A 14,600-nucleotide genomic window follows, 5' to 3' on the forward strand; every position below is an offset into this window, starting at 1 on the left:
GAGCAGGGTCTGTTCACCATGCGCCAGGCCCGGCAGCAGGCGAGCCAATCCCGATGAGGATCAACTCTCGACCGGAGAGCCGTATGCGGGAGAACTGCACGTACGGTTCGGAGGGAGGGGAGGGCCTCGGCCCTTTCCTACCCCTATCAGCTCCCTGCTCCTCACGCCTCCTTGCCCAGCAGGTGCTCCTTTAGCCGCCAGTCCGCCGGCACCGGCCCGAGCCAGATGCGCATCAGCGCCGCGTGAAACTCCGGCTCGCGGAACGGCTCGCCCTGCGTCACGCCCTTCACGCTGATCACCGTGCCGGTGCCCGGCACCCAGTCGATGGTGATGGCGTCGCCCGGGCGCAGGCGCTTGTGCTCGCTGAAGATCTGGCTCATGCGCATGAGCCCGGGCACCAGCCGCGAGAGCGCGGCGCGGTCGCTCAGGTTGTCCTCCATGCTGCGGATGAACAGGCGGCCCAGCTCGGTGGCATCCACCTCGCGCAGCATCGTCATCGCCAGCCGCTTGGCGCCGGGCGCCGCCAGCACCTCGTCGGGCGATCCGGCCTTGCGCGCGAGGTACAGCCGCGCGTCGTACACCTTGAACGGCCCGCGCCAGCGCGTGCCGGCGCCATTGAGCTGCAGGCGGGTGCCCTGGATCTCGGGCGTGTCCTCGGCGGTCTGACCGGCTCGCGGCGCGGCCCCGGCGGGGGCGGTCAGCAGGCAGGCGGCGCACAGCAGCAGCAGCGGGGCGATGGGCTTCATGGGGTTCTCCTCCTCGGGGGTTGATGGTTTGGGCAGACGTCGTTGTCTGCACAGCCAGTGGACCGCGCGAGGGGCCTCTGGGTCTGTGCCATCTGCAGCGCGCGCGGGCCGCAGGAAGTCACACGCGCCCTGTGGCATGCTGCGTGCATGGCGGCGGAAGCGGACCCTTTGCAGGCGTTGATCGCCCACGCCGTGGCGGCGCATCAGGCGGGCCGCCTGACCGAGGCCGAGGCCGGCTACCGCGCCGCGCTCGCGGGGCATCCCGCGTCAGTGGATCTGCACTACAACCTGGGCCTGGTGCTGCAGGCCACGCATCGCCTGCATGAGGCCGAGGCGTGCTACCGCCAGACGTTGAAGCTGCAGCCTGCGCACGCGAGCGCCTGGAACAACCTCGGCAACCTGCTGCGCGACACCCGCCGCTTCGACGAAGCCGTTGCCGCGTTCGAGCGCGCGCTGGCGCTGCAACCCGCGCATCGCCACGCGCGCTTCAACCTCTCGCTGGCTCTGCTCGCGCAGGGCCGGCACGCCGAGGCCTGGCCGCTGTACGAATCACGCCTGACCGCCTTTGACGCCATGCTGCCGCCGCTGGCCTGCCCGCGCTGGCAGGGCGAGCCGCTCGCGGGTCGGCGTCTGCTGGTGGTGTGCGAGCAGGGCATCGGCGACGCGGTGATGTTCATCCGCTTCGTGCCGCGGCTGCGGGCACTGGGCGTGGCGCGCGTCACCGTGCTGTGCCGCCCTGAGCTGTCGGCGTTGCTCGCCACCTGCGAAGGCGTGGATGAGACCGTGTCGAGAGACGACGGCACACACGATCTGCACGTGCCGCTGATGAGCCTGCCGCTGCATCTGCAGGCAGGGCCGCGTGACGGGGCGGCCATCCCCTACCTGCGTGCGCTGCCGGATCGCCTGGCCATGTGGCGCCCGGTGCTCACGCCCGGCCTGCGGCATGTGGGCGTCGCCTGGCGCGGCAGTGCGGGCCACTCGAACGACGCGCAGCGTTCCACCTCCCTTGCCGCGCTGCGGCCGCTGTGGCAGTTGCCCGGCGTGCAGTTCGTCTCCTTGCAGAAGGGCACCGGCGAAGACGAGGCGCGGCAGCCGCCCGCCGGCCAGCCACTGCTGCACGTGGGCAGCGCGCTGCGCGACGTGGCCGACCTCGCCGCCGTGATCGCGCTCATGGATGCCGTGGTCACGGTGGACACGGCCGTGGCGCATGTGGCCGGCGCGCTGGGCCAGCCGTGCTGGGTGATGCCGGCCGCGGTAGCCTGCGACTGGCGTTGGCTGGATGGCGGCATGCCGGGCGAGTCGGCGTGGTATCCGGGGACGACCCGTGTGGTGCTGCGGCCGGTGGGCGCTGACTGGGATGTCGCGGTGCGGCAGGTGGTCCAGGCGTCTGCCGCAGGCTAGAGCGAGCCCTTCACCCGCAGCGCCTCCAGTCGCAGGGCGATGGGCGTCTCGAGCGCGGCCAGCTCCTGCTGGAGCGCGTTGCGCTCGGCTCCGTCGCGGGCGGCCTGCACGGCTTCGCGCAGCGCGGCCCGCCGGTGAAACATCTCCACCTCCGGCGGCGCGACCCCGGCGTTCTTGAGGATCTTGAACGGCAGACGAAACTCGACCGGCGTTTCCAGCCAGCCCTCGGCTTCGGCCAGCGGCTTGCCGAAGCTCTCCGCGCTCTGCAGCTCGCCGGATCGCAGCGACTCGGCCAGGTGCTGGGCGATCAGCTCGTCCTGCGTGCGCAACTGGGCATCGCGCGCCTTGCGGCGCTCGGATTCGGGCTCGGGCTTTGAGTCCATGGGGATGTGCCTCCGCTAGCCAGCCCGCAGCGCACGCGCCAGCACCACGTTGCCGTACCCGCGCCCCTCGATCACATGCATCGTCCGACCCACGGGCAGGTAGCCCGTGTGGGCGTAGAAGCCCAGTGCATGCGTGTTGCCTTCCCATGCGGTCAGCCACAGGTGCGGATGACCGGTCTCGCGCGCCAACTGCTCCACCGCCTGCAGCAGCGCGCGGCCGATGCCGGTGCCGTGGCACGCGCGTTGCACGTAAAGGCGCGCCAGCTCAGCGCCCGTGACGGCGGCATCCGGGGCCGCTCTCGCTGCCGTCACCCACTCGGCGAAGCCGAGCAGCGCTTCGCCGCGCGTCGCCACGAGCGTCTGGCGATGCGCGTCTCGCAGGCGCAGGCGTACCGCGCGGGGGCCGCAGGTCGCGAAGGCTTCGCGGGCCAGATCGGGCCGCACACCCTCGGTGGCATAGGTGTCGAGGAAGACCTGGATGCCGAGGGCGGAGAGGGCGCAGGCGTCCGCGGCGGTGGCCGCCCGCAGTGCGCACGGCGCCACCTCCAGGCTGGGTGCGCGCCCGCTGGCTGGCCGCGTGAGTGCCCCGCCCTTCGTCACTTCACGGCAAACCGCTGCTGCAACTGCTGCAGCGTGTAGGCGTTGCCGCGCTCGAAGAAGGCCCGCATGCGCGCGGACTCGTCGTCGTCGGTGAAGCCCATGCTCACCGCACGCACGCGCGTGTGGCCGCCGTCGGCGTCGTCGAGGTGAATCACGGTCCACATCGAGCGGATGGCGTTGGGGAACGGGAAGCGCTCGGGCGCGCGCGCGACCTGGATGGCCAGCATGCGCTGCGGCTCGTAGGCGAGGATGCGGTTCTCGATGGTGCCCGCATCGCCCAGCGCGCCCGCCGGGTTGTAGTTGGATCGCATCAGCCCGCCCAGACGCAGGTCGATGTCCGCATGGGGCGCGAGCCAGCTGCGCAGGCCTTCCGCGGTGGTCCACGCCTGCCAGACCACGGCGCGCGGCGCGGCGATGACGGCTTCATTCACCACGGGCGGCCGGTTCGGTACGGCGCGCGCGACAGGTTGCGCCACGGGCAGCGAGGCAGGCGTTGTGCAGGCCGACAGCAGCAGCATGGCGGCGCACGCCGCGCCGGCAACCCGGTGTGAGGCGGATGCTCGCAGGAGGGTCGCCATCCGATTCAGCGCCGCAGTGCCACGGTGACGAGCGCCGACGCATCCTGCAGCGCCGTCACGCCGTGCGGCACGCCGCCTGCCAGGTAAAGCAGTTCGCCGGCCTGGAGCCGGTGCGACGTGCCTTCGACGGTGACGTCGAGCACGCCTTCGATGCATTGCACGGTGATCTCGCCCGCTACCTGATGCACGGGCAGTGATCGGCCGGCGGGCAACACGAGCCGCATCACCTCCAGGTCGCCTGCCTTGAAGAGGGCGGTGGTCTTGTGCTGCGGCAGCGCGGCGCCGAGGGGCCGGACATCGATGGCCTGCCCGGGGCTTGCATGAGGAAGGGCCATGGTGCGCCCGATGATAGGCCGATGCGGGGCCCCGTGCCAGTGGCTTGCGGCTCAGCTGGCCGTGACCGTGAGCAGCGTCTCCCCTGTGGCCACCAGCTTCTCGCCCTCGCCGTTGATGGCGAACAGCTCGCAGGCGGTGAATACCTGCGTCTTGCCCGGCTTCACCACCCGCGCCCGGGCGATGAAGCGCTCGCCCACGGCGGGCCGCAGGCAGTTGACCGAGTAGTGCGAGGCCAGCACGCGGCCCGCCACGGTGGCGGCGGCGAAGCCGCAGGCCGTGTCGATCAGCGCCCCCACCAGCCCGGCATGCAGGAAGCCCGCGTACTGCCCCACCTCGGGCCGCCAAGGCATCGTGATGGTGGCGTGGCCGTCGCCCGCCTCCACCACCTCGATGCCGCACCAACGGTTGAAGGGCGCCATGGCATTGATGGCGCGCAGTTGCGAGAGGGCGTCTTCGGGGATGGGCATGCGGGCTCCGGGTGGTGGTGAGGATGCGCGCCAGTCTGGAATCCGATCCGCGTGACGTCTGTCCGTGGCGTGACACGCTGTCGCGTGGGTGATCGGCCGCACCGCCGCGTTCCGCGGAGCGGTACGGGGATCAGTACGGCGCTTCGCGACGCTCGAACGTCATCGCGTTGAAGTCGTGAAGCACCTTCTGGCTGCGCAGGCCGGCGGCTTCGAGCCGCCCCGCATGCAGCCGCCCGGCCTGGGCCCAGACCAGGCGGCCGCCATCCACCTCGGCCCACTCCCAGCCAGTCATGGGCACGGTCTCCCCCGTGCGCTCGTTGTGCAGTTCATGGGTGTCGTGGTACACGCCCTGGCCCTGTCGCCGGGTCAACGACGCATGCGCCAGCTTGCGCAGCAGCCAGTGGCCGCTGACGCGCTTGTCGAAGCAGGTGACCGTGTCGCCGTCGGCAGCCGTGTGGGTGTGCTTCATCGCCCAGCCGTCGCGCTGCAGGCGGATGAAGTACACGCCAGGGCATTCGCCGCCATAGGCCTCGTGCCAGGGGTAGTCACTCACGCGCACCAGCCGCGGTGTTTCCCGCTGCGCTTCATGGCCATAGCCGTCGTTCAGCCAGAAGCGCTGGTTGTCCAGGAACAGCCCGCCGCCATGCCAGCAGTCGCCCTTGGCGTACAGCGCCTCGGCCTTCAGCCAGGGCGCGCGCGAGACGGCGGTCCACGAGCCCTTGACCGCCGAGGTCCAGCGCCCGTTCATCGCGAAGGAGATGAGATGCCGGCCATCGGGCGAGAGATCGCTGCGCCGCTCGTAGACGCGGCCATACAGCCACTGACCCAGCTCGAAGCGATCCGTCTTGCGATCCCAGCCGATCACCGCCGTGTGGCGCGTGGGGCCGCGGCGGATTACCACTGCACGTGGCGACTCGCGGGCCAGCAGGATGTGCAGGCGGGCGGGGAAGGGGCGCGGGGGTGTGGGCACAAAGGGTACGGGGATGGGCCGCCTATTCGACCCCGCGGCGACGCATCATCTCGCGTCCCATCACCTGTGTGGCGGCTTCGTCCAGGCCCGCGCGTGCCGCCGGATAGACCTGCCCTTCCTCGATCTCGATGTGCTCGCCATACAGCCCGGCGAAGGTGTCCAGCGCATCGTCGTCCGAAGAGTGGGGTGCATAGGCCGTGCCCGAGGCCACGCGCAGCAGCACCTCGCGCGCGAGCGGCCAGGCGGTCTCCATCTGCCGGTGATCGGACTGAAGCCGTCGCACCGCGGCCTGTACCTCGGCGCTGCCTTGGGCCAGCAGCGGCGGAAACACGTGCAGCTCCTCGTCCAGATGGTGATTCGGTGCCGCCTGGTCGAAGTAGCGCATCACGTCGCGCGCGGCTTGCTGCGCCTGGTCGTCGGCGCCGTGGGCGCGCAGGTGCTCGCGCAGGCGCGCCAGCAGGGCCAGCATGCGGTGCACGCGCTCATGGCAGGCGTGCAGCATCTCGAACGGTTCCTCGAAGGTGGCGGCTGCGCCGCCGGTGAGGCGCTGCAGGCTGATCGGTTGCGGCATGGCTTTCAGGGGGTGGGTGCACCGGGGCGTCGCGCCTTCAACGCGACTCGTTGTCCGCCAGCGTGCGCAGGTACTGTTCCACCGCGGGCCGCGGGCGCGGCTTGCGGTGGCTCTCCACCGTGCCGATGTTCAGGAAGCACAGGGCCTGCTCGCGCTCGCCCAGGCCGAACAGGCTGCGCAGGGGCCGCGACGCCATCGCCTGGCCGCTGGTGAGCGAGCTGCCGAAGCCCATGCCGGTGGCGGCCAGCATCAGGTTCTGCAGGGCGCAGCCGGTTGCCAGCACGCGCTCATGCGGCGGGATCTCGTCGCCCTCGGAACCCAGGTCCACGCTGGCCAGCATCAGCACGGGCGAGCGGAAGGCCTTCTCGCGCGCCTGGGACAGCTCCTCCGCGGTGGCGTTGGCGTCGCGCTCGCGCAGCGCCTGCGCAAAGGCCTCGGCCAGGCGCCAGCGCGCACCGCGCGGCACGAGGGTGAAGCGCCAGGGCACGCGCTCGCCGTGGTCCGGCGCGGCAGCTGCCGCTTCCAGGATGCGCTGCAGCTGCGCGGCATCCGGCCCCGGCTCGCCCAGGCGCTTGGGCAGCACGGTGCGGCGGGCGTGGATGAGGGCGGTGGCCAGGTCCGCCGGGGCCTCGGTGTCAGCCGGGGCGGCCGTCTGCGCGCGGGCGTCCATACCAGTTGGCAAGTCTTGTTCCCCAGGTGAGCATGATGGCAGCCCACAGCGTGGCTGTCACACCCAGCACCGCCTGCGCGTGGCTGCCCTGCGCGGCGCCGGCGATGCGCAGCAGCGTGGCGAGCTGCAGGGCACCGAACAGGCCCCACATCAGGTTGTCGGCCACCAGCGGGCGACCGCTGTGGCCGCAGGATACACGCGTGACCATGGCCAGCATGAGCGAGGCCAGGCAACCCATGGTCAGCGCATGCAGCGCGGCCAGCGGCAGCACGATCTGGCCGGTGAGCGCGGCCAGCCACTGCGTCGCGCCGCCGAGCAGCAGCGCCAGCCCCAGCCAGACAAAGCCCAGGTGCAGCATGGCCAGCAGCCGGATGCGCAGGCTCTTGACCAGATGCCAGGCGAAGGCCAGCGCCACCAGCACGCCGCCGGTGGCGATTTCCAGCGTGCCGCGCAGCAGCCGCCAGGCGGGCGCGTCACCCCAGGCCGCGTCCACCCACACGGCGCCGGCCTCGAAGCCGGCGGCGCCGATCATCAGCGCCAGCACCCAGCCCGGTCGCCAGGCGTGCAGCATCGGCAGGGCGCTGGTGGTGAAGAACGGGATCATGCGGTGCGCCACGCTCAGGTACACCACCAGCACGAAGCCCCACAACGCCGTCAGCACCAGCAGCCGTGCGACAGCCTGCGCGTCGAGCGCCAGCGCCGCCGCCAGGCCGAAGGTGCAGCCCACGCCCAGCCAGTGCGCGCCGGCGATCACGCGGGCGTGGGTCTGGTCGGGTTCCGGGCTGGCGCGCACCAGCCGCGTGAAGCGCCAAGTGGCCAGGCCCAGGCCGCAGCCGGCCAGGCCCGCGCCCGCCGCGGCCAGCGAGAGGTGCAGGTGTGCGCCGGCCAGCCACAGCAGCCAGCCGCCCGCCTGCAAGGCCAGCGCGGGCAGCACTTGCCGCGCGGTGGGACCTTCCACGCCCAGCCAGCGCGGGCCGGCGGTGAACAGGAAGCCGCCGAAGAACAGCGGGATGAAGCCGAGCGTCATCACCGCCGCATGAGTGAGCGTGGGCGACAGCGCCATCGGCAGTGAAGGGGCCAGCCCCAGCCGCCCGGCCTGTACCAGGGCCCACCAGGCGGCCGAGGCGCCCAGCACCCCCATGGCCAGCAGGAAGCCCAGCCGGTGCGGTGCCTGCATCACACGGCCCCATTGCCAGCCGGCGGCCGTGCCGGCCTTGGGCGGTTGCGTCGCGCCCGGCGCCAGCCTCAACCGCAGCTCCCCACGTGGCCGCAGTGGGTGCAGAAGTCGCAGCCGTCCTTGCGGATCATGGCGTGCGCGCCGCACTCGGGGCACTTGGCGCCAGACATCGTGGGGGCGGCGGGCACGTCCTGCGTGGGCGTGGCCAGCGGAGCGGCCTCGCTGCCGTTGCGCCGCGCAATGATGTTCTGGATCGCCCAGGCGATGGCGGCCACTTCGGAGTCATGCCACATGGGCACGGTGGCGCCATCCGGGCGGGTGTAGGTGCCCAGCCGCACCGGCCCGCGATCCCAGGCGACCTTGCGCATGTCGGCCAGTGCGCGCTCCAGGAAGCCGCCGCGCGCGGCGAGCGAAAGCAGCCGCATGCTGCTGGTGATCCACTGCTGCGACTCGCCGCTCTGGCCCACCGGCATGAAGAACTCGATGGCGCGCTCGCGGCCATCGCCCACCGGCAGGAACGAGACCACGAGGTACAGCGCCTGGCGGCCCTGCTGCGTCCAGTACTCCAGCTTCTCCACCACGCCGGGCAGGGTGCCCTTGGGCCGGCTCTCGATCACCGCGCGCATCGGGTCCACGGCGGGGGTGGCGCGGCCGCCCTCGGCCTTGGCACCCTCGGGCTCGCTCGCCACGTCGGGCTTGGCCTGCAGCACGGCGCCCAGGATGTCGTTCGGCCGGTAGGTGGCCAGGCCCTTCAACCCCGCGCGCCAGGCTTCAAGGTACAGGCCCTGGAAGTCTTCGTACGGGTAGTCGGCCGGCACGTTGACCGTCTTGGAGATGGCAGTGTCGATGAAAGGCTGCACGGCTTCCATCATGGCCAGATGCGCTGCCGCCGGCATCTGCAGCGCGGTCACGAAGGCGGCGGGCAGCTGTTCTCGGTCACCCCCCAGCGCGTGGTACAGACGCCAGGCGTGGTCTTCCACGTCATAGGTGCTGGTGGTCCCGTCGGCCTCGCGCTTGCGTCGCTGGTAGGTCCACGAGAACGCAGGCTCGATGCCGTTGCTGGCGTTGTCCGCGAAGGCCAGGCTCACCGTGCCGGTCGGGGCGATGGACAGCAGGTGGCTGTTGCGGATGCCGTGCGTGCGGATGGCCTGCTGCAGCGGCTCGTCGAGCCGGCTGGCGAAGGTGCCGGGCGCCAGGTAGCCCTCGGCGTCGAACTTCGGAAAGGCACCTTTCTCGCGGGCCAGCTCGACCGAGGCTGCATAGGCCGCGTCACGCATGCGCCGGGCGATGCGCGCGGCCATCTCGCGGCCCTCCGCGGCGTCGTAGCGCAGGCCCAGCATCACCAGCGCATCGCCCAGGCCGGTGAAGCCCACGCCGATGCGCCGCTTGGCCATGGCCTCGGCGCGCTGCTGCGGCAGCGGCCAGTGGGTGAGGTCGAGCACGTTGTCCAGCGCCCGCACCTGCACCGCCACCGCCTGCTCGAAGGCCTCGAAGTCGAACGCCGGCACGCCGCCGAAGCCGAACGCATGGCGCACGAAGCGGGTGAGGATGACAGGGCCGAGGTCGCAGCAGCCGTAGGGGGGAAGGGGCTGCTCGCCGCAAGGGTTGCAGCAGCCGATTTCTTCGATCGATCGGAGGTTGTTGTCGCGATTGATGGTGCCGAGAAACAGGATCCCCGGCTCCGCGAAGTCGTACGCGGATCGCATGATCGTGTTCCACAGCTCGCGTGCGGGCAAGGTGCGGTAGACCCACACGCCGTCGGCGCGCTGGTGGGCGCCCTGGGCGATCAGGCCGGCGCCGGGCGCCTTCGTGTGCACCAGGGCCCAGTCGGCGTTGGCTTCCAGCGCGCGGATGAACGCATCGGGCACCGCCACCGACACGTTGAAGTTGTTCCAGCGGCCCGGCGTGCGCTTGGCGGTGATGAACTCCAGCACGTCGGGGTGGTCGATGCGCAGCACGCCCATCTGCGCCCCGCGGCGCGCGCCCGCGCTCTCCACGGTGGAGCAGGAGTGGTCGAACACGTCGATGTAGCTGCATGGCCCGGAGGCGAGCGAGGCGGTGGCCTTCACCTCCGCGCCGCGCGGGCGGATGCGCGAGAAGTCGTAGCCCACGCCGCCGCCACGGCGCATGGTCTCGGCCGCTTCGCGCAGGGCTTCGTAGATGCCGGGGAAGCCGGCTTCGTCGGTGCCCTGGATGCAGTCGCCCACCGGCTGCACGAAGCAGTTGATCAGCGTGGCCTGCAGCTCGGTGCCCGCCGCGCTCATGATGCGGCCGGCGCCGATGGCGCCCGCGCGCAGGTTCGCCAGGAAGCGGGCCTCCCACTCGGCGCGCAGCGGCTCGGCCTCCACGCTGGCGAGCGCGCGCGCCACGCGTGCGAGCAGCGCGCCCTCATCGGCCTCGCCGGGCTTGAGGTACTTCTCGCGCAGCACGTCCAGGCTGATGGCCTGTGGCGCCAGCTGCACGGGGGAAGGGTCACGCTTCATGCGGGCTCCTGGATCAGGGCGCGCTCGGCCGCGAGCGCCGGTGGCAGGGTGTTGCCCATCAGACAGACCAGCAGATCCCGCACGGGGCGGATCTCCGGGCCGAAGGGCAGGCGGCCCGCACCCCGGAAGAATAGTCCCTTGTCGAGGTTTCCGCTGAAGGCGTGGCCCAGCACCTTGTCGATGCAGAACTGGCCCCAGGTCGGGTGCCCGTCACGCAGGCCGCACTGCGCCAGGCAGTCGAACCACATCGTGCAGTGCGGCTTGGCATGGGCGCGCTCCTGCATGCGCGGCGCCAGGCGCAGGTACTTGTCCAGCCAGGGCGTGCGCACGCCGCGCGCCGGCAGGCCGGCCACGCTGGTGAATTCGACGATGTCCTGCGGTTTTGCCTGCGCCAGCACCTGCTTGAAGGTGTCGCTGGCGTCGCACTCGGTGGTGACGGCGAAGGCCGTGCCCAGCTGCACCGCGTCCGCGCCGAGGGCCTGCAGGCGGCGGATGTCGTCCTGGCTGCTCACGCCGCCGGCGGCGATGAGCGGGATCTCGCGCTCGATGCCGGCGGTGCGGAAGAACTCGCGCACCGCGGGTAGCACGATGTCGAAGTCGAAGCGATGGTCGTTCAGGTCGCCCACGCGCGCGGCGCCCAGGTGGCCACCGGCCAGGCGCGGGTGCTCGATCACGATGGCATCGGGCAGGCGGCCCTTCTTTTCCCACTTGCGCACCACGAGCTGCACGCCCCGCGCGTCGGAGAGGATGGGGATCAGCGCCGTCTGCGGGTGCTCACGCGCCAGATCGGGCAGGTCCAGCGGCAGGCCCGCGCCCACCACCAGCGCGTCGACGCCGCATTCGAGCGAGCGCCGGACATACGCGGCGTACTCGCCCAGCGCCTTCATCACGTTCACCGCGATCACGCCGCGGCCGCCCGCGAGCGTGCGCGCACGGCGCACCTCGCGCGACAACGCTTCGAGGTTGGCGGCATCGATCGCGGCCTTGGCCTCGGGCCCGCACAGGTGGCCGGTCGCTTCCATCAGGTCGGGGTGCAGGCGCCGCAGGTCGACCGACGAGATCGTGCCCACGGCCCCGAACGAGGCCACCGTGCCCGCCAGGCCGCCGGCGGACACGCCGACACCCATGCCACCCTGCACCACCGGCAGGAGCTCGCGCCCCTGCAGCCGCCACAGGCCCAGGCCGGCCGTGCGGGCCAGCTCAATCAACGAGGATCTGTCCATCATGCTCCACCCAGGCCCGCCAGGGGCCCGTACCGGGGTTGGAGGCTACCGAAGCCGGCAGGAAATCTCCCTGCTGTGCATCAAAGACATGGATTTCTCCGTCCTCGATCACGTAGTGCCAGCCATGCAGCGAGAGCTGTCCCGCCTCCACCGCGCGCCGCACCATCGGGTAGTCCATCAGGCGTTCGAGCTGCAGCACCACGGCGCGCTGCTCGGTGCGCCGCAGCGCCTCGGGCGTGGGCTGCACCGGCAGCACCGCCTCCTGGGCGAGCGTGAGCCACGCCTTCAGGGCGCGCGCCTCCTCGGGCACGCCTTCGTAGCTGGCGCGGATGGCACCGCAATGGCTGTGGCCGCAGATCACGATGCGCTCCACCTTCAGCGACAGCACCGCGAACTCGATGGCGGCCATGGTGCCGTGCAGGCCGGCGAGCGGCGCGCCTGCGCCATTCGTCCGCGCGCCCGGGTCGCCCATGATGTAGGGCGGCACGAAGGCGCCGACGTTGCGCACGATGAACAGTTCGCCCGGGCCGGCGCCGGTCAGCAGGTAGGGCACCAGGCGGGAGTCGGAGCAGCCGATGAACAGCGTCTTCGGGTGCTGGCCTTGCGCCACCAGGTCCTGGAAGCGCTGCTGGTGGTGGGGAAAGTAGTTGTCGTGGAACTGGCGCAGCCGCGTGAGCAGCTCGTCGCCGTCCTTCGCTTCGGTCATTGCACCAGTGGCGTGGTCGCCCCCTCCAGATCGATGCCTTCCACCAGCGCCTGCCCCGCCAGCAGCCGGATGTACTGGTGCAGGGCGGTGGCCCGCGAGCGTTGCGCCAGTTCGGCGGCGACGCCCTCTCGCACCTGATCGTACGCCAGCTGCCGGCCCTGCTTGCGACCCAGCACCTCGACGATGTGGAAGCCATAGCGGCTGTGCACCAGGCGCGGATGCAGGCCGAGTCCCTGGCGCGGCTCATGGAGATCGAACAGCTCCTGCGTCAGCTCGGGCGCGCAGTCCTCGGGCGTGATCCAGCCCAGGTCGCCGCCGTCGGCGCCGCTCGGGCAGTTGGACAGCTCGCGGGCCAGCTCGCCAAAGCGGGCGGGCGGTGCGTCCTTGCGCGTCAGCTCCAGCAGCGCCTGCTCGGCGCGGCGCACCAGGGCATGCACGTCCACGCCGTCGGTCACGGCGAACAGGATGTGCCGCACATGGGCTTGGCGACCCTCGATGAAGCGCGCGCGGTTCGCCTCGTACCAGCGCCGGCATTCCTCGTCGTCGGGCATGCGGATGGGCACGGCCTCGTCCAGCAGCTGCTGGATCGCCTGCTGGTCCGAGGCGGTCAACGCGGGTGCGCTCAGCTCCGGGTGGCGCGGCAGCAGCCCCTGGCGAACGGCCTCCTGGCGCAGCAGCTCGCCCCAGGCCCGCTCGCGCAGGCCGTCGGGATCGAGTCGCTCGCCGGCCGCGAGCAGGGTGATGCCGTTGATGGCGGGCACTGCGGCGGGCGCGGCGGCCGAGGCCGCGGCCTCGCCCGCACACTGGCAGGTGGCGCTGCCGCAGCCGCCGGCTGCGCGGGGGGTGGGCGCCGCGTTCATGAGGCACTCCCGTTGCTCGCCGGCTTGCGGCCCAGCACGCGGCGGGTGCGCACCACCTGGTACGGCCGCACGAGGTAGGCCAGCGTGCCGAAGCCGCTCCACACATGCACCAGCCGGCTGAAGGGGAACAGCAGGAAGATCGTCATGCCCAGCAGCATGTGGGCCTGGAAGTGCCAGTCCACCCCCGCCACCAGCGCGGCGTTGGGCTGCAGCAGCACGATGCCCTGCAGGTACTCGGCCAGGCGCAGCATGGTCGTCGGCTCCTTCACGTGGTGCATCGAGGTCGGCAGCGTGGACAGGCCGATCACGAGCTGCACCCACAGGATGACGAGGATCGCGATGTCGGTGCGATGGCTGGTCAGGCGGATGCGCGGATCGAACAGGCGCCGGTGCAGCAGCATCGTCAGGCCGATGAAGCACAGGCCGCCCGCGATGCCGCCGGCCACCACCGCCAGCAGCTGCTTCTGCGAGGCGGTGATGAAGATCTCGTACAGCCAGTGCGGCGTGAGCTGGCCGAACAGGTGGCCGAAGAACAGGAACAGGATGCCGCCGTGGAACAGGTTGCTGCCCCAGCGCAGCTGGCCCGCGCGCAGCAGCTGCGAGCTGTCGCTCTTCCACGTGTACTGGTCGCGGTCGAAGCGGGCCAGGCTGCCCATCAGGAACACGGCCAGGCAGACGTAGGGATAGACGTTGAACAGGATGTTGTGCAGGGTGGTCATGCGGAGGCTCCTGAATGGGCGGTATCGGCGGCTTGCGCCGGCTTGCGCACGATCTGGATCGGCTGGGGCTGGCCGGCGCGGGCCTGCCCCTGGGTCGAGCAGCCGTCGAAGGCGACCGGCTCGGCCCAGCTCTCGTCCAGCTCCGGCTCGGGCGGCAGCGGCACGGCCTGGGCCTTCTCGCCCGCCAGGTCGAGCAGGGCGGCGAGCAGCACGGCGTGGGCGGCCTCGCGGCGCAGCAGCGCGGTGAAGATCACCTGCAGGATGTGCGCGAACTCGCCCAGGAAGGCCCGCGCCTGCGCGGGCGGCTGGGTGGAGGCGTACTGCAGCACCACCGGCAGGTGGTCCGGCAGCTCGCCGGGCGCCAGGTACAGGCCGGCTGCCTCGTACGTCTGGCACAGGTCGATCATGGCCGGGCCGCGGTCGCGGCTGTCGCCGTGGACATGCTCGAACAGGTGCAGCGCGGTGCCGCGGCCACGGTCGAACAGCTCCACGTGGTCGGCCTCCACCTCCAGCGGCCGTCGCGTGGCCAGCCGGGTGATGAAGGCGTCGAGCTCGGCCAGGCGCGCGGCGCCGAGCGCGCGCTCGGCGTGCAGCGCGGCACGCAGTTCCGGCAGGTGGGCGCGCAGTTCGGCGTCCGGGTAGCCGAGCAGCAGGGCCAGCACGCGCAGCGTGCGGGCCATCGGCGGCACAGGGGTGTTGAAGAGCTTCAT

17 protein-coding genes are annotated in these 14,600 nt (G+C 71.7%); 1 reads left to right on the forward strand and 16 read right to left on the reverse strand.

Going from position 1 to position 14,600, the window contains the following annotated elements; genetic code table 11:
* Nucleotides 1-161: 161 nt before the first annotated feature.
* Nucleotides 162-746, reverse strand: coding sequence for a chalcone isomerase family protein (locus ACE3T5_RS11345; RefSeq protein WP_374667618.1), 585 nt, complete (start codon nt 744-746; stop codon nt 162-164).
* A gap of 147 nt (nt 747-893) precedes the next feature.
* On the opposite strand from ACE3T5_RS11345, the gene ACE3T5_RS11350 reads away from it, so the two are divergent.
* Nucleotides 894-2,147: a tetratricopeptide repeat protein gene (locus ACE3T5_RS11350; RefSeq protein ID WP_374667620.1), complete on the forward strand. Its 1,254-nt coding sequence runs from the start codon at nt 894-896 to the stop codon at nt 2,145-2,147.
* On the opposite strand, the gene ACE3T5_RS11355 is transcribed toward ACE3T5_RS11350, so the two are convergent.
* The 15 genes from ACE3T5_RS11355 to narJ form a co-directional block, all read right to left on the reverse strand.
* Nucleotides 2,144-2,530 (reverse strand): DnaJ family domain-containing protein, encoded by a 387-nt coding sequence (locus ACE3T5_RS11355; RefSeq protein WP_374667622.1) that lies wholly within the window; start codon nt 2,528-2,530, stop codon nt 2,144-2,146. The genes ACE3T5_RS11350 and ACE3T5_RS11355 overlap by 4 nt on opposite strands.
* 15 nt (nt 2,531-2,545) lie before the next feature.
* Nucleotides 2,546-3,130: a GNAT family N-acetyltransferase gene (locus ACE3T5_RS11360; RefSeq protein ID WP_374667624.1), complete on the reverse strand. Its 585-nt coding sequence runs from the start codon at nt 3,128-3,130 to the stop codon at nt 2,546-2,548.
* Nucleotides 3,127-3,648 carry an SRPBCC domain-containing protein gene (locus ACE3T5_RS11365; protein WP_374667626.1) on the reverse strand — a complete coding sequence of 174 codons (522 nt, stop codon included), beginning with the start codon at nt 3,646-3,648 and terminating at the stop codon, nt 3,127-3,129. The genes ACE3T5_RS11360 and ACE3T5_RS11365 overlap by 4 nt, the downstream gene beginning before the upstream one ends.
* Before the next feature lie 65 nt (nt 3,649-3,713).
* The gene (locus ACE3T5_RS11370; RefSeq protein WP_374667628.1) at nt 3,714-4,043 is read right to left on the reverse strand and encodes a cupin domain-containing protein; all 330 of its coding nucleotides are present in this window, start codon (nt 4,041-4,043) and stop codon (nt 3,714-3,716) included.
* A gap of 51 nt (nt 4,044-4,094) precedes the next feature.
* A complete protein-coding gene (locus tag ACE3T5_RS11375) occupies nt 4,095-4,511 on the reverse strand; it encodes a PaaI family thioesterase (protein ID WP_374667630.1) in 417 nt (138 codons plus the stop codon).
* Between the two features lie 130 nt (nt 4,512-4,641).
* On the reverse strand, nt 4,642-5,481 hold the full coding sequence (locus ACE3T5_RS11380) for a hypothetical protein (RefSeq protein ID WP_374667632.1): 840 nt from the start codon (nt 5,479-5,481) through the stop codon (nt 4,642-4,644).
* Between the two features lie 22 nt (nt 5,482-5,503).
* Entirely contained in the window at nt 5,504-6,052 is a 549-nt protein-coding gene (locus tag ACE3T5_RS11385; protein WP_374667634.1) for a hemerythrin domain-containing protein, read from the reverse strand.
* Between the two features lie 37 nt (nt 6,053-6,089).
* The gene (locus tag ACE3T5_RS11390) at nt 6,090-6,722 is read right to left on the reverse strand and encodes a nitroreductase (RefSeq protein ID WP_374667636.1); all 633 of its coding nucleotides are present in this window, start codon (nt 6,720-6,722) and stop codon (nt 6,090-6,092) included.
* Nucleotides 6,688-7,971 (reverse strand): NnrS family protein, encoded by a 1,284-nt coding sequence (locus ACE3T5_RS11395; RefSeq protein ID WP_374667638.1) that lies wholly within the window; start codon nt 7,969-7,971, stop codon nt 6,688-6,690. Before ACE3T5_RS11395 ends, ACE3T5_RS11390 begins: the two co-directional genes overlap by 35 nt.
* Nucleotides 7,968-10,382 carry an adenosylcobalamin-dependent ribonucleoside-diphosphate reductase gene (locus ACE3T5_RS11400; protein WP_374667640.1) on the reverse strand — a complete coding sequence of 805 codons (2,415 nt, stop codon included), beginning with the start codon at nt 10,380-10,382 and terminating at the stop codon, nt 7,968-7,970. The genes ACE3T5_RS11395 and ACE3T5_RS11400 overlap by 4 nt, the downstream gene beginning before the upstream one ends.
* Complete coding sequence (locus ACE3T5_RS11405; RefSeq protein WP_374667692.1) at nt 10,379-11,605, reverse strand: NAD(P)H-dependent flavin oxidoreductase; 1,227 nt, start codon at nt 11,603-11,605, stop codon at nt 10,379-10,381. Before ACE3T5_RS11405 ends, ACE3T5_RS11400 begins: the two co-directional genes overlap by 4 nt.
* Nucleotides 11,583-12,311, reverse strand: a complete 729-nt coding sequence (locus tag ACE3T5_RS11410; protein ID WP_374667642.1) for a carbonic anhydrase — start codon at nt 12,309-12,311, stop codon at nt 11,583-11,585. The genes ACE3T5_RS11405 and ACE3T5_RS11410 overlap by 23 nt, the downstream gene beginning before the upstream one ends.
* The gene (locus ACE3T5_RS11415; RefSeq protein WP_374667644.1) at nt 12,308-13,171 is read right to left on the reverse strand and encodes a peptidylprolyl isomerase; all 864 of its coding nucleotides are present in this window, start codon (nt 13,169-13,171) and stop codon (nt 12,308-12,310) included. The genes ACE3T5_RS11410 and ACE3T5_RS11415 overlap by 4 nt, the downstream gene beginning before the upstream one ends.
* A complete protein-coding gene (narI, locus tag ACE3T5_RS11420) occupies nt 13,168-13,890 on the reverse strand; it encodes a respiratory nitrate reductase subunit gamma (protein WP_374667646.1) in 723 nt (240 codons plus the stop codon). Before narI ends, ACE3T5_RS11415 begins: the two co-directional genes overlap by 4 nt.
* Nucleotides 13,887-14,600: a nitrate reductase molybdenum cofactor assembly chaperone gene (narJ, locus tag ACE3T5_RS11425; RefSeq protein WP_374667648.1), complete on the reverse strand. Its 714-nt coding sequence runs from the start codon at nt 14,598-14,600 to the stop codon at nt 13,887-13,889. The genes narI and narJ overlap by 4 nt, the downstream gene beginning before the upstream one ends.

It is taken from the genome of Ramlibacter sp. (assembly GCF_041916345.1).
GTDB lineage: Bacteria > Pseudomonadota > Gammaproteobacteria > Burkholderiales > Burkholderiaceae_C > Ramlibacter.

Bases quoted from the DNA above. Each gene is read 5' to 3' on its own strand.
- ACE3T5_RS11355 (WP_374667622.1), bottom strand. From the start codon at position 2,530: ATGGACTCAAAGCCCGAGCCCGAATCCGAGCGCCGCAAGGCGCGCGAT.
- ACE3T5_RS11405 (WP_374667692.1), bottom strand. From the start codon at position 11,605: ATGGACAGATCCTCGTTGATTGAGCTGGCCCGCACGGCCGGCCTGGGC.
- ACE3T5_RS11375 (WP_374667630.1), bottom strand. From the start codon at position 4,511: ATGCCCATCCCCGAAGACGCCCTCTCGCAACTGCGCGCCATCAATGCC.
- ACE3T5_RS11400 (WP_374667640.1), bottom strand. From the start codon at position 10,382: ATGAAGCGTGACCCTTCCCCCGTGCAGCTGGCGCCACAGGCCATCAGC.
- ACE3T5_RS11385 (WP_374667634.1), bottom strand. From the start codon at position 6,052: ATGCCGCAACCGATCAGCCTGCAGCGCCTCACCGGCGGCGCAGCCGCC.
- ACE3T5_RS11390 (WP_374667636.1), bottom strand. From the start codon at position 6,722: ATGGACGCCCGCGCGCAGACGGCCGCCCCGGCTGACACCGAGGCCCCG.
- ACE3T5_RS11345 (WP_374667618.1), bottom strand. From the start codon at position 746: ATGAAGCCCATCGCCCCGCTGCTGCTGCTGTGCGCCGCCTGCCTGCTG.
- ACE3T5_RS11365 (WP_374667626.1), bottom strand. From the start codon at position 3,648: ATGCTGCTGCTGTCGGCCTGCACAACGCCTGCCTCGCTGCCCGTGGCG.
- ACE3T5_RS11415 (WP_374667644.1), bottom strand. From the start codon at position 13,171: ATGAACGCGGCGCCCACCCCCCGCGCAGCCGGCGGCTGCGGCAGCGCC.
- ACE3T5_RS11350 (WP_374667620.1), top strand. From the start codon at position 894: ATGGCGGCGGAAGCGGACCCTTTGCAGGCGTTGATCGCCCACGCCGTG.
- ACE3T5_RS11410 (WP_374667642.1), bottom strand. From the start codon at position 12,311: ATGACCGAAGCGAAGGACGGCGACGAGCTGCTCACGCGGCTGCGCCAG.
- ACE3T5_RS11370 (WP_374667628.1), bottom strand. From the start codon at position 4,043: ATGGCCCTTCCTCATGCAAGCCCCGGGCAGGCCATCGATGTCCGGCCC.
- narJ (WP_374667648.1), bottom strand. From the start codon at position 14,600: ATGAAGCTCTTCAACACCCCTGTGCCGCCGATGGCCCGCACGCTGCGC.
- narI (WP_374667646.1), bottom strand. From the start codon at position 13,890: ATGACCACCCTGCACAACATCCTGTTCAACGTCTATCCCTACGTCTGC.